Annotated in this window: 12 protein-coding genes; 1 reads left to right on the top strand and 11 read right to left on the bottom strand. The window is 64.6% G+C overall.

Going from position 1 to position 15,233, the window contains the following annotated elements; genetic code table 11:
• Positions 1–9 precede the first annotated feature (9 nt).
• The 10 genes from secG to FHG09_RS03740 all read right to left on the bottom strand — a co-directional run bounded on the left by secG (position 10) and on the right by FHG09_RS03740 (position 13,605).
• Positions 10–255, bottom strand: coding sequence for a preprotein translocase subunit SecG (gene secG, locus FHG09_RS03785; protein WP_152346380.1), 246 nt, complete (start codon positions 253–255; stop codon positions 10–12).
• A gap of 55 nt (positions 256–310) precedes the next feature.
• Complete coding sequence (gene tpiA, locus FHG09_RS03780) at positions 311–1,096, bottom strand: triose-phosphate isomerase (RefSeq protein WP_152346379.1); 786 nt, start codon at positions 1,094–1,096, stop codon at positions 311–313.
• Positions 1,097–1,110: 14 nt separating this feature from the next.
• Positions 1,111–2,328: a phosphoglycerate kinase gene (locus FHG09_RS03775; RefSeq protein WP_152346378.1), complete on the bottom strand. Its 1,218-nt coding sequence runs from the start codon at positions 2,326–2,328 to the stop codon at positions 1,111–1,113.
• Complete coding sequence (gene gap, locus FHG09_RS03770) at positions 2,325–3,326, bottom strand: type I glyceraldehyde-3-phosphate dehydrogenase (protein WP_152346377.1); 1,002 nt, start codon at positions 3,324–3,326, stop codon at positions 2,325–2,327. Before gap ends, FHG09_RS03775 begins: the two co-directional genes overlap by 4 nt.
• Before the next feature lie 9 nt (positions 3,327–3,335).
• Positions 3,336–4,319, bottom strand: coding sequence for a DNA-binding protein WhiA (gene whiA, locus FHG09_RS03765; protein ID WP_152346376.1), 984 nt, complete (start codon positions 4,317–4,319; stop codon positions 3,336–3,338).
• A 25-nt stretch (positions 4,320–4,344) separates the two neighbouring features.
• Complete coding sequence (locus tag FHG09_RS03760; protein ID WP_152346375.1) at positions 4,345–5,340, bottom strand: gluconeogenesis factor YvcK family protein; 996 nt, start codon at positions 5,338–5,340, stop codon at positions 4,345–4,347.
• A gap of 1 nt (position 5,341) precedes the next feature.
• The gene (gene rapZ, locus FHG09_RS03755) at positions 5,342–6,238 is read right to left on the bottom strand and encodes an RNase adapter RapZ (protein WP_152346374.1); all 897 of its coding nucleotides are present in this window, start codon (positions 6,236–6,238) and stop codon (positions 5,342–5,344) included.
• Positions 6,239–6,316: 78 nt separating this feature from the next.
• Complete coding sequence (gene uvrC / locus FHG09_RS03750) at positions 6,317–8,176, bottom strand: excinuclease ABC subunit UvrC (RefSeq protein ID WP_152346373.1); 1,860 nt, start codon at positions 8,174–8,176, stop codon at positions 6,317–6,319.
• Between the two features lie 5 nt (positions 8,177–8,181).
• Positions 8,182–11,052 carry an excinuclease ABC subunit UvrA gene (uvrA, locus tag FHG09_RS03745; RefSeq protein WP_152346776.1) on the bottom strand — a complete coding sequence of 957 codons (2,871 nt, stop codon included), beginning with the start codon at positions 11,050–11,052 and terminating at the stop codon, positions 8,182–8,184.
• A 57-nt stretch (positions 11,053–11,109) separates the two neighbouring features.
• Positions 11,110–13,605 carry a DEAD/DEAH box helicase gene (locus FHG09_RS03740; protein WP_152346372.1) on the bottom strand — a complete coding sequence of 832 codons (2,496 nt, stop codon included), beginning with the start codon at positions 13,603–13,605 and terminating at the stop codon, positions 11,110–11,112.
• Between the two features lie 65 nt (positions 13,606–13,670).
• Here FHG09_RS03740 and FHG09_RS03735 point away from each other — a divergent pair, with 65 nt between their 5' ends.
• Positions 13,671–13,961 (top strand): YciI family protein, encoded by a 291-nt coding sequence (locus FHG09_RS03735; protein WP_152346371.1) that lies wholly within the window; start codon positions 13,671–13,673, stop codon positions 13,959–13,961.
• 115 nt (positions 13,962–14,076) lie between these two features.
• On the opposite strand, the gene FHG09_RS03730 is transcribed toward FHG09_RS03735, so the two are convergent.
• Positions 14,077–15,135, bottom strand: a complete 1,059-nt coding sequence (locus FHG09_RS03730) for a TerC/Alx family metal homeostasis membrane protein (RefSeq protein ID WP_152346370.1) — start codon at positions 15,133–15,135, stop codon at positions 14,077–14,079.
• Positions 15,136–15,233 lie beyond the last annotated feature (98 nt).

Here is a 15,233-nt window from a genome sequence, read left to right as displayed (position 1 = left end):
AAAGACGCCTCAGGCGTTGAAGCGGGTGAGGACGCCCAGCAGGATGATGCAGGCGGCCCAGATGATCGCCATCAGCGTCGTGAACCGGTTGAGGTTGCGCTCGGCCACGCCCGAGGACCCCAGCGACGAGGACATTCCGCCGCCGAACATGTCGGACATGCCACCGCCCTTGCCCTTGTGCATGAGGATCAGCAGGGTGAGGAAAATGCTCGTGAGCACGAGCAGCGCGATGAGAATGATGTTCAGGATTTCCACGTCGGATTCAACCTATGTTTCGTCGAGGGTTTCGTCGAATGATGCGTCTGTCAGTCTACTTCGCGACCGCGGCCTTGCACAAAGCGGCGAAGTCGGGGCCGCTCAGACTCGCGCCTCCCACCAGTGCGCCGTCGACATCCGCGGAGGCGACGATCTCGGCCACATTGTCGGCCTTGACCGATCCGCCGTAGAGGATGCGGGTCGTCTGGGCCAGGCTGTCGCCGTACTTCTGTCCGATCCGCGCCCGGATGGCCGACGACATTTCGGCGGCATCGGCGGCGGTGGCGGTCTCACCGGTGCCGATCGCCCACACGGGTTCGTAGGCGATGACGAGCCCCTCGAGATCTGCGGCGTCGGATCCGGCCAGGGATTCGTCGAGCTGTCCGAGGGTGAACTCGACGTGGCTCTTCTCCTGGCGCTGTTCCAGCGACTCCCCCACGCAGAGGATCGGTGTGAGTTCGGCCGAGAGTGCGGCCTTGATCTTCGCGGCCACGACCTCGTTGGTCTCATGGTTGTCCGCTCGACGTTCGCTGTGGCCGATGACCACATAGCTGCAGCCGAGGCGGGAGAGGAACGATGCGGCGATCTCTCCGGTGTGTGCTCCGGGAGAGTGCTGGGAGACATCCTGGGCACCGTATTTCAGCCACAGCTTGTCGCCCTGGACGAGGGTCTGCACCGAACGGATGTCGGTGAAGGGCGGAATGACGACGACTTCGCAGCGGCTCTCGTCGAGTTTTGCGTCCTCGAGTGCCCAGGCGAGTTTCTGGACGGCGGAGATCGCCTCGAGGTGGTCGTGGTTCATCTTCCAGTTGCCTGCCAGCAGCAGGGTGCGGTCGCTCATGGTGTCTGTCTTCCTCATCCGAGTGCGTCGAGTCCGGGCAGGGCCTTGCCTTCGAGGTATTCGAGGCTGGCACCGCCGCCGGTGGAGATATGGCCGAAGGCGTCGTCGGCGAAGCCGAGGCTGCGCACGGCGGCCGCGGAGTCACCGCCGCCGACGACGGTCAGGCGCTTTCCTTCGCCGGTGCCGTCGCCGGTCAGTGCTTGGGCGACGGCCTTGGTGCCGGCGGCGAAGACCGGGAATTCGAAGACGCCCATCGGTCCGTTCCAGAACACGGTGGTGGAGCCTGCGATGATCTCGGCGTAGGCGTTTGCCGATTCGGGCCCGATGTCGAGGCCGAGACCGTTCGCTCCTGCCGGGGTGTCTTCGAGTTCGGCGACGGGGCGAACCCAGCTGTCGGCGTCGGCGGCGAAGGAGGCGGCCATGACGATATCGGTGGGCAGGACGATGCGTGCGCCGCCGGATCCGGATCGTTCGAGATAGCCCTTGACGTCCTCGACTCGGTCCTTCTCGACGAGGCTCGAACCGATGTCGTGGCCGAGGGCGGCGAGGAAGGTGAAGACCATTCCCCCGCCGATGAGCAGATTGTCGGCACGGTCGATGAGGTTGTCGATGACGCCGAGCTTGTCCGAGACCTTCGATCCGCCGAGAACGACTGTGAACGGTGAGGCCGGGTCATTGAGCAGCCGGTCGCTGACTTCGACCTCGGCACGCACCAGCGAACCGGCGAAGTGCGGGAGCAGTCCGGCGATGTCGAAGACCGAGGCCTGCTTGCGGTGGACGACGCCGAATCCGTCGGAGACGAAGTCATCGGCCAAGGCAGCCAGCTGGGCGGCGAATTCCTCCCGCTGCGCATCGTCCTTCGCCGTCTCGCCGGGGTTGAACCGCAGGTTCTCCAGCAGCAGCACGTCACCGTCGGACAGGGCGGCGGCCTTCGTCTTCGCATCGTCACCGACGGTGTCCGTGGCGAAGGCGACCGGACGGCCGATGGCCTCGGCGAGTTCGGGGACGATCGGAGCCAGCGAGAACTGCGGATCAGGTTCCCCCTTGGGACGACCCAGATGCGACATCACGATGACCTTGGCTCCCGCCTCGGCGAGGGACCTGATCGTTCCGGCCGAGGCCAGGATGCGCCCGCGGTCGGTGATCGTGCCATCGTCCATCGGCACGTTGAGATCGCTGCGGACGAGCACAGTGTGGCCGGCGAAGATGCCCGCATCGTCGAATGTCCTCATGAGTCCCTTTCGCTGAGAATATAGCTGACCATGTCTTTGAGTCGGTTCGTGTAGCCCCACTCGTTGTCGTACCACGCCACCACCTTGATCTGGTCTCCGAGCACCATCGTGAGCTTGGAATCGACGATCGCCGAGGCGGTCGTGCCGACGATGTCGCTGGAGACGAGTTCGTCGGCGGAGTAGTCGAGGTAGGCCGATCCGTCCGCTGCGGCGGCGAGGATCGCGTTGACCTCATCCCGATCGGCGTGCGTGCCGGTGGTGAAGGTGAAGTCGATGATCGATCCGGCAGGCACGGGCACGCGCACGGCCAGACCGTCGAGCTTGCCTTCGAGGTGGGGCATGACCCGGCCGACGGTGCGTGCGGCTCCCGTCGTGGTGGGCACGATGTTCACGGCGGCGGCGCGGGCGCGGCGCAGATCCCGGTGGGGTCCGTCGACGAGCATCTGGTCGCCGGTGTAGGCGTGGACGGTGTTGAGCAGCCCGGATTCGACGCCGAGGGCGTCATCGAGGGCTTTGACGACGGTGGCCATGCAGTTCGTCGTGCACGAGGCGTTCGAGACCACGGAGTGCGCGGACGGATCGAAGGTGTCTTCATTCACGCCCATGACGAGGGTGGCATCGACGTCTTTTCCCGGGGCGGAGAGCACGACCGTGTTCACGGTGCCGCCGAGGTGGGCCTCGGCCTGATCCCGGCGGGTGAAGCGTCCGGTGGCTTCGACGACGAGTTCGACGTTGTGCGAGCTCCAGTCGATGGACGCCGGGTCGGCCTGGCTGGTGACTGCGATTTCACGTCCGTCGACGGTGATCGCCTTCGCGGTGGCGTCGACGTCATGGTCGAATCGCGGCCACACGGAGTCGTGGGTGAGCAGATGGGCCAGGGTCGTCGTATCGGTGAGATCGTTGATGGCCACGACCTCGAAATCGGTATCGGGTTCGAGGGACAGACGGAACAGGGCACGGCCGATTCGGCCGAAGCCGTTGATGGCGATTCGTCTCATGCCTCGATCTTAGCGATCTTCGAGCATTTCCGGGGTCAGACTGGCTTCGGTGCCGGGAATTCCCAGTTCTTCCGCATGCTTGTCCGCCGTCGACAGCAGCCGCCGGATCCGTCCGGCCACTGCGTCCTTCGTCATCGGCGGGTCGGCGAGCTGACCGAGTTCTTCGAGGGACGCCTGTTTGTGGGTCACCCGCAGCTCTCCGGCGTAGCGGAGGTGCTCGGGGACCTCGTCGCCGAGGATCTCCAGGGCGCGTTCGACGCGGGCACCGGCGGCGACAGCGGCTCGGGCCGAGCGGCGCAGGTTCGCATCGTCGAAGTTCGCCAGACGGTTCGCTGTCGCCCGGACTTCCCGGCGCATCCGCCGTTCTTCCCAGACCAGCACGGCGCTGTGGGAGCCCATGCGGGTGAGCAGGGCGGCGATATCGTCGCCGTCGCGGATGACGACGCGGTCGACTCCGCGGACCTCGCGGGCCTTCGCACTCAGGCCGAGCCGACGGGCCGCACCGACGAGGGCGAGAGCCGCCTCGGGCCCGGGGCACGTGACTTCGAGGGCCGAGGAACGTCCCGGCTCGGTCAGGGATCCGTGAGCGAGGAAGGCACCGCGCCAGGCTGCTTCGGCATCGGCGACGGAGCCGTTGACGATGGCCGAGGGCAGTCCGCGCACGGGACGGCCGCGGTTGTCGACGAGCCCGGTCTGGCGGGCCAGCGCTCCGCCGTCGCGGCTCACGCGCAGCAGATAGCGGTTGGAGCGGCGGATGCCGGCAGCGTTGATGACGACGATATCGGCATGCTGACCGTAGAGGTCCTTGATCTCCGCGCGCAGTCGTTTGGCTGCCTGAGCAGTATCGAGTTCGGCTTCGAGGACAATCGAGCCGTTGACGAGGTGGAGAGCCGACGAGAACCGGAAGATCGAGGACACCTCGGCCTTGCGGGCGGAGGTGCGTGTGATCTTCACTCGCGCCAACTCGTCCTTGACCTGAGCGGTCAGTGCCATAGCTCGTCCTCCTGCACCTGAAGTTCTACCACTGCTCGGCGACGCCGATCCCGGCGTCCAACAACATGTCACGGTAGCATGCCGCGAGTTTGAGGCTGTCATGTTGGCCCTGCCTCCGTGAGCGCAGGGGGCGTTCCCAGAGTTTCGCGCCGAACATGTCCTCGGCCCGCTGCGACAGGTCGGGTTCGAGTTCGGTGGCGGCCTCGTCGACGAGGACGTAGTCCAAGGTCAGCGAGCGTGCATGCCGGTGCAGGGAGACGAGGTGTTCGCCGAGGCTCAGATCCTTCGTCTCACCGTCGGTGGAACTGAGGTTGAGCGTGAGGGATTTCACCGCTGTCGAGGCCACGATCGCCTCCGCCAGAGAGGGCACGAGCAGGTGGGGCATCACCGAGGTGTACCAGGAGCCGGGACCGAGGTTGAGGACGTCGGCTTCCTCCACAGCTTCGATCGTCTCGTAGCGGGCAGGTGGAGCTGCCGGGTCGAGACGCACGGTCTCGACGTGGCCGATGGTCGAGGCGAGCACGGACTGTCCGCGCACGACTTGGAATGAGCCGGGGAACTTCACATCGGCTTCGATCGTCAGCGGCACCGAGGACATCGGCAGCACCCGGCCGTGGGCGCGCAGCAGTCTGGCCATCCAGTCCAGACCGGCGACGTGATCGCCGTGGATCTGCCAGAGTGCGGCGATGAGCAGATTGCCCACCGCGTGACCGTGCAGCTCTCCTGCGGATTCGAAACGGTGCTGTATGACGTCACGCCAGGTCTGGCCCCAAGTGCCGTCATCACAGAGCGCGGCCAGAGCCATCCGCAGGTCTCCGGGAGGCAGACCGCCGAGTTCGTCGCGCAGACGCCCGGAGGAGCCTCCGTCGTCGGCGACGGTGACGACGGCGGTGAGGTCTTCCGTGAGCAGACGGAACGCCCTCAGTGCGGCGTAGAGTCCGTGGCCCCCGCCGAAGGAGACGATACTGGGACCATCGTTCTGTGCACCCGTGGTGATGACGGGCAGATCTTCGGTCTCCATGTCATTCTCTTCCCAGATCGCGGTGGCGCACGGTCACGGGAATCCCGGTCTGCGCCGACAGCAGCCGGCCGACACGTTCGCTGATGGCCACCGAACGGTGTTTGCCGCCGGTGCAGCCGATGCCGATCATCGCGTAGCCGCGGCCCTCGTGCAGGTAGCCTTCGGCGACCGTCGCCAGGGTTGCGGCATAGCGTTCGATGAACTCCTCGGCGCCGTTCTGTTCGAGGACGTACGCTGCGACGTCGGAGTCGAGTCCGTTGTGTCCGCGCAGGTGGGGTATCCAGTACGGATTGGGCAGGAAGCGGACGTCGGCGATGTGGTCGGCGTCCTTCGGCAGTCCGTACTTGAAGCCGAAGCTCATGACGGTCAGGCGCAGCGGCGGCGAGTCATCGTCGCTGAAGCGTTTGCGCACTTCCGCCGACAGCTGGTGCACGTTGAGATCGGAGGTGTCGACGATGATGTCGGCCCGGTGCCGCAGCGACTCGAGCTGGGAGCGTTCGGCTTCGATGCCTTCCAGCAGGGTCCCCTCCCCCTGCAGCGGGTGGGGTCGCCTCGTCGATTCGAAGCGTCGGACGAGGACTTCGTCGGAGGCGTCGAGGAAGACGATGCGCAGGGACAGTCCCTGATCGACGAAGTCGCTGATGGTCTCCTGCAGTTCGGTGTATTTAGTCCGGCCCTTGGCGTCGATGACGATCGCGATCTTCGGCAGGGCGCCGTCGGCGCGGGCGACGAGTTCGACGAGGGGACGCATCATCTGCGGCGGCAGGTTGTCGACGACGTACCAGTCCATGTCTTCGAGCACATTGGCCACAGTCGTGCGGCCGGCTCCCGACATTCCGGTGACGAGCACAACCTCGATCGGGTGGTCGGATCCGGTCGATTCGGCCTGTATGCTCACACGTCCTCCTCTGATCGTGCCCGTTCTGTCGGTGGGCACAATGTGTCTGGGCACTACTCTAGAGCAGATCCGCAGAGCTCAGTCGGCCAGAGCCGCGACGATCTTCGCAGCGAGGGCGGGACCGATTCCCTTGACCTCGCAGATCTCCTCGGCGGTGGCGGCGCGGACTTTCTTCACTGATCCGAAATGCCGCAGCAGCGCGGTCCGCTTCGACTCCCCCAGGCCGGCGATGTCGTCGAGCACCGAGCTCGTCATCGCCTTCGCCCGTTTGGATCGGTGGTAGGAGATGGCGAAGCGGTGAGCCTCATCGCGCAGCCGCTGCATGAGGAAGAGCCCTTCGGAGTTGCGCGGCAGGATGACGGGGAACGGATCGTCCGGGACCCAGATCTCTTCGAGGCGTTTGGCCAGACCGACGACGGAGATGTCGACGATGCCGAGATCGATCAGTGCTCTGGTGGCGGCGGCGACCTGCGGTCCGGCACCGTCGACGACGAGGAGACTGGGCCGGTAGCCGAAACGCTCATCGGGTTCTTCGGCGGTCATCTGTTCGAGGTAGCGGCTGAAGCGACGGGAGACGACGTCGTACATCGAGGCCGTGTCGTCGGCCGCGGCTTCCCCGTGGATGGCGAAGTGACGGTAGTCGCGCTTCTTCGCCATTCCGTCCTCGAACACGACGAGGGAGGCGACGACGTTCGATCCCTGTGTGTGGGAGATGTCGATGCATTCGATGCGCAGCGGCGCTTCCGGCAGGTCGAGGTGCTCCTGGATCTCCTTGAGCGCCTGGCTGCGGGTCGTCAGGTCGGAAGAGCGTTTGAGCTTGTGCTGGACGAGAGCTTCCTTCGCGTTCTTCTCCACGGTCTCCAGCGCAGCCTTCTTCTCGCCGCGTTCGGGCACCCGCACGGTCACGCGGGAGCCGCGCAGCTGACTCAGCCACGCTTCCAAGGAGTCCAGGTCCGCCGGCAGGCTGTCGACGAGGATCTCCTTCGGGATGGCTTCGGCGTCGAGACCGGAGTAGGCCTGTCGCAGGTAGTCGGTGGTCAGCTCCGCAGGAGTGTGGTCGTCGGAGCGTTCGATGATCCAGCCGCGCTGACCGCGGATGCGGCCCTGGCGCACATGGAAGACCTGGACGGAGGCTTCGAACTCCTCGGTGACGAGGGCGAAGATATCGCAGTCGGCGCTGACAGAAAGAACCACGGCAGACTTGTCGAGGACCTTCTGCAGAGCGGAGATCTCGTCGCGCAGACGGGCTGCCCGCTCGTAGTCGAGTTCGGCCGCGGCACTGGCCATCTCCTTCTGCCGGTGACTGATGAACCGACCGGTGTTGCCGGACATGAAATCGGAGATGCTGCGGGCCAGGTCCTTGTGGTCGTCCTTGCTGATCTGACCGACGCAGGGGGCAGCGCATTTGTCGATGTAGCCGAGCAGGCAGGGCCGGCCGCTGCGTTCGGCCCGCCTGTAGACACCGGGGGTGCAGGTGCGCATCGGGAAGGCCCTGAGCAGCAGGTCGAGGGTCTCCTTGATCGCCCACACCTGAGCGAAGGGGCCGAAGTAGCGGATGCCCTTTCGCCGTTTTCCGCGGGTGATATAAGCCCTGGGCACTTCGTCGTTCATCGTGATCGCGAGGTACGGGTAGGACTTGTCATCGCGGAACATGACGTTGAACCGCGGGTTGAACTCGTTGATCCACGTCCATTCGAGCTGCAGCGCTTCGACCTCGGTGTCGACGACGGTCCATTCCACGGAATTCGCGGTGTGGACCATCGTCGAGGTGCGGGGATGCAGCTGGGCGGGATTGGCGAAGTACGAGTTGAGCCGGTTGCGGAGGTTCTTCGCCTTTCCGACATAGATCACCCGCCGGTCGGGGTCACGGAATTTGTAGACCCCGGCCGAGGTCGGGATCGATCCCGTCGCCGGGCGGTAGCTGGATGGGTCGGGCATGGGGATCAGGCGTCGAGCATCGGTTTGAGGTACCGCCCCGTGTGGGACGAGGTCACCTCGGCGACTTCCTCGGGGGTGCCTTGGGCGATGATCTGTCCGCCGCCGCGACCGCCCTCGGGTCCGAGGTCGATGATGTGGTCGGCATTGCCGATGACATCGAGGTTGTGTTCGATGACGATGACCGTATTGCCCTTGTCGACGAGTCCCTGGAGGACCATGAGCAGCTTGGAGATGTCTTCGAAGTGCAGACCGGTCGTCGGTTCGTCGAGCACGTAGACGGTGCGTCCGCGCGAACGCTTCTGCAGTTCGGCAGCGAGCTTGACGCGCTGCGCCTCTCCACCGGACAGCGTCGTCGCCGGCTGTCCGAGACGGACGTAGCCGAGTCCCACCTCGACGAGGGTCTTCAGGTGCCGGGAGATCGCGGGGATCGCGGCGAAGAAGTCGTTGGCCTCTTCGATGGGCATGTCGAGGACTTCGGCGATGTTCTTGCCCTTGAAGGTGACTTCGAGGGTCTCACGGTTGTACCGGGCTCCCTGGCAGACCTCGCAGGGGACATAGACGTCGGGCAGGAAGTTCATCTCGATCTTGATGGTGCCGTCGCCGCTGCAGTTCTCGCAGCGACCGCCCTTGACGTTGAAGGAGAATCGGCCGGGCAGGTAGCCGCGGACCTTCGCCGACTCGGTTTCGGCGAAGAGTCTGCGCACATGGTCGAACACGCCGGTGTAGGTGGCGGGGTTCGACCGTGGGGTCCGGCCGATCGGTGACTGGTCGACGTGGACGACCTTGTCGAGGTTGTCCAGACCGGTCACCCGTTTGTGGCGTCCGGGCACGCGGGAGGCGCCGTTGAGGACATTCGCCATCTGCGTGTAGAGGATCTCGTTGACGAGTGTCGATTTGCCTGAGCCGGAGACACCCGTGACCGCGGTGAGCACACCGAGTGGGAAGGACACCGTGACATCGCGCAGGTTGTTCTCCACCGCCTTCTCGACGGTGACCATCCGGTCCTTGTCGGTGGGACGTCGAGTCGGCGGGATCTGGATCTCGCGACGACCGGCCAGGTAATCGCCGGTGATCGAGCCCGGAGCCTCTCTGAGGCCCGGCACCGGCCCCGAGTAGACGACCTCTCCCCCGTGCTCGCCGGCGCCGGGGCCGATGTCGACGATCCAATCGGCTGCTTCGATGGTGTCCTCGTCGTGTTCGACGACGATGAGGGTATTGCCCAGGTCCTTGAGCTTGTTGAGCGTTTCGATGAGTCGACGGTTGTCGCGCTGGTGCAGACCGATCGAGGGTTCGTCGAGGACGTAGAGGACGCCGACGAGTCCCGAGCCGATCTGCGTGGCCAGGCGGATGCGCTGGGCCTCGCCTCCGGACAGGGTGCCGGCGGCCCGATTGAGGCTGAGGTAGTCGAGGCCGACGTCGAGGAGGAAGCCGAGTCGCGCGTTGATCTCCTTCATCACCTGCGCCGCGACAGCCGCGTCACGGTCGCTGAGTTCGAGCGCGCCGAGGAACTGCGCGGCCTCGTCGAGGGCCAGTTCGGAGACTTCGGCGATCGACCTGTCGCCGACCTTGACCGCGAGGATCTCGGGCTTGAGCCGAGTCCCCTGGCAGCTGGCACAGGGGATCTCACGCATATACGACTCGTAGCGTTCCCGGGACCAATCGGATTCGGTCTCTTCGTGCTTGCGCTGAATGTATTGGTAGACGCCTTCGAAGCCGGTCGAATACGTGCGTTCACGGCCGAAGCGATTCTTGTATTTGACGTGGACCTTGTAGTCCTTGCCGGTGAGGATCGCGGTCTTCGCGGTCTTCGGCAGCTTCTTCCAGGGCGTCTTCATATCGAAGCCGAGTTCGTCGCCGAGACCCTTGAGCAGACGGTTGAAGTACTTCGCGACCTGCTTGCCGCCCGACCAGGGGGCGATCGCACCGGAGCCGAGGCTGAGGTCCTCGTCGGGAACGACGAGGTCTTCGTCGACCTGGAGGCGGGTGCCGATGCCGTCGCAGGTGGGGCAGGCGCCGAAGGGCGAGTTGAAGGAGAACGAGCGGGGTTCGATCTCGTCGATCGCCAGCGGGTGCTCGTTCGGGCACGACATGTGCTCGGAGAATGTGCGGGTCGTGCCCGCGTCGACGAGTTCGATGTCGATGCGGCCGTCGGCCAGCCCGAGGGCGGTCTCGACGGAATCGGTCAGTCGTGGGCGCATTCCCGGTTTGGCGACGAGGCGGTCGACGACCACGGAGATCGTGTGCTTGTACTGCTTCTCCAAGGTCGGCGGTTCGCTCAGGCTGATCTGCTCACCGTCGACGACTGCGCGGGAGAAGCCCTTGGTCTGCAGATCGGTGAAGAGGTCGACGAATTCGCCCTTGCGAGAGCGGACGACAGGGGCGAGGACGAGGAACTTCGTCCGCTCCTCGAGTTCGAGCAGCTGATCGACGATCTGCTGCGGGGTCTGCTTCGTGATCACTTCACCGCAGACCGGGCAGTGGGGGATGCCGATCCGTGCCCACAGCAGGCGGAGGAAGTCGTAGACCTCGGTGATCGTGCCGACGGTCGAACGCGGGTTGCGCGAGGTCGACTTCTGATCGATCGACACCGCCGGAGACAGCCCTTCGATGAAGTCGACATCGGGTTTGTCCATCTGCCCGAGGAACATCCGGGCATACGAGGACAGGGATTCGACGTAGCGTCGCTGTCCCTCGGCGAAGATCGTGTCGAAGGCCAGCGAGGATTTGCCGGAACCGGACAAGCCGGTGAACACGACCATCGAGTCGCGGGGCAGCGCGATCTCGACGTTCTTGAGATTGTGTGCTCGCGCGCCCTTGACCCACAGGGTGTCGAGATGGGAGACGCCTGTCACTTGCTCACCGTTATTGGTTTTCATCACCTGACCACTGTATTACTCGGCACTGACATTGCTGTATTCGCAGCGGTTTCCGGCTCATCTGCCGATCTCTCCGACGGAGAGGATGCGGAGCACGATGTCTCCGGATTCGTCGCTGGCGGCCACGTCCACCTCGGCGTCGATGGCCCAGTCCTTGTTGTCGTCGGGGTCGGCGAGGATCTGGCGGACGCTCCATGTGTCTGAACCGGGTGTGATGTCGATATATTCCCGACCGCGGGCCTTCTGGTCGACGAGCAGCTCCCCGTATTCGTCGTAGAAGTCCTCGATCGCGTCCTCCCAGGCGCGGGAGTCGAATCCGGATTCGGCGTCGAGGCGGCCGAGCTCGGTGTAGTTCGCGCGTTCGGCCAGCAGCACCCGGTGGAACATGGCGTTGCGGATCTCTGCGGTGAAGACCTTCGTGTTCTCGGAGAAGCGGCGGTCGGGTGCCGGCAGATCATCGGAGTGCTCGGTGGGGTCGAGGCCCTGCAGGGTCCGCCATTCGTCGAGCAGGGAGGAGTCCGTGCGGGCGATGGTCTCGCCGAGCCATTCGATGATGGTCCCGAGTTCCTCGGTCCGGTTCTCCGCCGGCACATTGTGCAGCAGCGCGCGGTAGACGTCGGTGAGATAGCGCAGCAGGCTGCCCTCGGCCCGGGCGAGGCTGTAGTAGCCGACGAACTGGGTGAAGCCCATGGCCTGCTCGCACATGTCGCGGACGACGGATTTGGGTTCGAAGCCGCCTCGGTCCAGCCAGGGATGGGTTTCGACGAAATGGTCGAAGGCCGGGTCGAGCACCTCGGCCAGGGGTGCGGGGCTTTCGATCTCGTCGAGGATCGTCATGCGTTCGGCGTATTCGAGGCCTTCGGCCTTGAGCTCGGCCAGCGTCTCCCCCTTGATCCGGTCGAGCTGGCCCTTGAGGATCTGGAACGGCACGGAGGTGGTCGCTTCGACGATGGAGACGACGTCGAGGGCGTAGGTGTCGTCGTCTTCGTCGAGGAGGTCGAGGGCGGCGAGGACGAACGGCGCCAGCGGCTGGTTGAGCGCGAACTGGGGACCGAGGTCCTGGGTGGCGACGAGCTCCTTCCCGCGGACCTCGATGAGGCCGGCGTCGCTGAGGGAGCGTCCGATGCTGATCGCGGTGAGTTTGAGGTCGAGTCGGCGGTCCCGGGTCTCGTGGGTCTTGTCGATGAAGTCGCTGATGGTGGACACATCGGAGCCGGGTCGGGCGACGAGGTTGAGGATCGTCGAATGGTCGATCTTCATCCGCGGCCGCAGGGTCTCGGATTCGCCGTCGATGAGCTTCGCGAAGGTCTCTTCCGACCAGCCGACGAATCCGACGGGGGCGGCCTTCTTCCTGACCTTCTTCTTTTTCTTCTTGTCGTCGTTCGCGGCCTTGGCCTCGGCCTTGAGATTGTCGATGACGTGTTCGGGGGCCTGGGCGATGACGTAGCCACGGGTGTCGAACCCGGCGCGGCCGGCACGTCCGGCGAGCTGTTGGAACTCGCGGACGCTGAGCCTGCGCATCTTCCGGCCGTCGAACTTCGTCAGTCCGGTCAGCAGCACGGAGCGGATGGGCACGTTGATGCCCACACCGAGGGTGTCGGTGCCGGAGATGACGAGCAGCAGGCCCTTGAGTGCGAGCTGTTCGATGAGTCGCCGGTACTTCGGCAGCATTCCTGCGTGGTGGACGCCGACGCCGTGGAGGAGCAGTTTGCGCAGGCTCTGTCCGAATCCCTTGCTGAAGGTGAAGCCCTTGAGGGCTGCGGCGATCGCGGCTTTCTGATCTTTGGAGGCGAGGTCGACCGAGAGCAGGTTGGTGGCAAGGTCGATGGCTCCGTTCTGGGAGTAGGAGACGACGTAGACCGGGGCTTTGTCGTTGCGGACGAGTCCGCGCAGGGTGTCGGAGAGAGTCTCGGTCGAATATTCGTAGTCGAGCGGGACGGGCCTGGTCGCCGAGGTGACCACGGAGGAGTCGCGTCCGGTCGTCTCGGTCATGGTCCGCCGGATATCGGTGGTGTCGCCCAAGGTCGCCGACATGAGGACGAACTGGGTCTGCGGCATCTCGAGGAGGGGCACTTGCCAGGCCCAGCCACGGGAGGGGTCGGCGACATAGTGGAATTCGTCCATGACGACCATTCCGGCGTCGAGCATTCCGCCTTCGCGCAGCGCCTGGTTGGCCAGGATCTCTGCCGTGGCGCAGATGACGGGAGCATCGGCGTTGACGGTGGAGTCGCCGGTGATCATCCCGACGTTCTCGGCGCCGAACGCGTCGATGAGGGAGAAGAACTTCTCGCTCACGAGCGCCTTGAGCGGGGCCGTGTAGTAGGACCGGATCCCACGGGTGAAGGACTGGTAGAGGGCGAAGAGCGCCACGAGCGACTTCCCCGAACCGGTCGGGGTCGCCATGATCGTATTGTCTCCGGCGAGGATCGTGAGGAACGCCTCGTCCTGAGCCGGGTACGGCTCTACGCCGATCTCTGCGCAGTATTCGGCGAAGGACTCATAGATCGTGTCGTCGTCCGCGAATTCCGCTGGGATCTCCTGCAATCTGGCCACGCTGATGCACAGACCTTTCCGATTAGACTGGTTCCATCCTATTGCTCGACACCGAGGAGTCACATATGCCGGTCTTCGCCGTCACCTATCACTATGGTCCCGATACGGATACGCGGATGGAACACCGCCCCGCGCATCGTCAATGGCAGGCGGAGATGAATGAGGCCGGGACGATCCTCGCCTCCGGTCCCCTGGACGATGATCCGCAGCCGGGAGGGCTGCTGATCCTCAGCGCAGCCGATCGTGCGGAGGTCGAAGGGCACCTCGCTCAGGATCCCTATGCGTCCCTCGGTGTCATCGAGTCGACGGTGATCCGCGAGTGGACTCCCGTGTTCGGATCCTTCGCCCAGGGCTGAGGGTCGCCGGCCGGCCCTGGCCGGACAGAGCAGAGAAGAGCGGGGTCCGTCTCGAGAGATCGAGACGGACCCCGCTTGTGCAGTCGCCGAGGCGGTGACTGCACGACCGATCGGCTCAGGCCTCTTCGGACTCTTCGGAGCCGATGTCCTTGAATGAGACGCCGTCCTTCTTCATCTTCATCAGTGAGGCGACCGTGGCCACCACCATGGCGAAGACGATGAAGGTCAGGGACAGCCACGTCGGCACTTCGGGGATCGAATGACCCCAGGAGAGGAACTCCCAATCGCTCGAGTGCAGAGCGTGGATGACGAGCTTCACACCGATGAATGCGAGGATCGCGGCGATTCCGTAGTGGAGGTACACGAGCTTGTCGACGAGTCCTCCGAGCAGGAAGTACAGCTGACGCAGTCCCATGAGTGCGAACACGTTCGCGGTGAACACGAGGAATGCGTTCTGCGTGACGCCGAAGATCGCGGGGATCGAGTCGAGCGCGAACATCACATCGGTCGAGCCGATGGCGATGAACACGATGAACATCGGGGTCCAGTACTTCTTGTTGTCATCGAGAGTGACACGCAGCTTGTTGCCGTGGTATTCGTCGACGACGTTGATCCGCTTCCGCAGGAGCCGGATGAGTCCGTTCTCTCCGTCTCCGTCGTCTTCGTTCCCGAAGGCCTGCCGGTAGGCGACGATGAGGAGGAAGATGCCGAAGATGAAGAAGACTTCGACGAAGGCGCTGATGATCGCCGCACCCGCGAGGATGAAGATGCCGCGGAAGATGATGGCGATGATGATGCCGACCATGAGCACTTCCTGCTGGTACTTCCGCGGTACCGAGAAGCTGCCCATGATGATGATGAAGACGAACAGGTTGTCGATGCTCAACGAGTACTCGAGCAGCCAGCCGGTGAGGAATTCGCTGCCGTGCTGGGCATCGCCGATGGCGAAGAGCGCACCGGCGAAGACGAGAGCCAGGGCGACGTAGAAGGCGACCCAGATGCTCGCTTCCCGCATCGACGGGGTGTGTGGTCGCTTGACGACCAGAAGAAGGTCGAAGACGAGGATCGCAACGACGATGATTCCCGAGGTGATCATGAACCAGACGGGGATCGGAGATTCGCTCGCTGCCGCAGCGTTGCCGCCGGCCGCGAGCGTGGAGGACAGGATATCCATGAAAGCCTTTCGTGGTGAACAGGATGTATCCGGGTCGAAAGTCTCTCCCACGCGGTGATTCTGCGTGCGCTCCGCGTCCGGACCCCTCGAAGGGTCGT

This window comes from Brevibacterium sp. CFH 10365 (genome assembly GCF_009299785.1).
Lineage (GTDB): Bacteria > Actinomycetota > Actinomycetes > Actinomycetales > Brevibacteriaceae > Brevibacterium > Brevibacterium limosum.
This window is presented reverse-complemented; position numbering and strand designations above follow the sequence as displayed.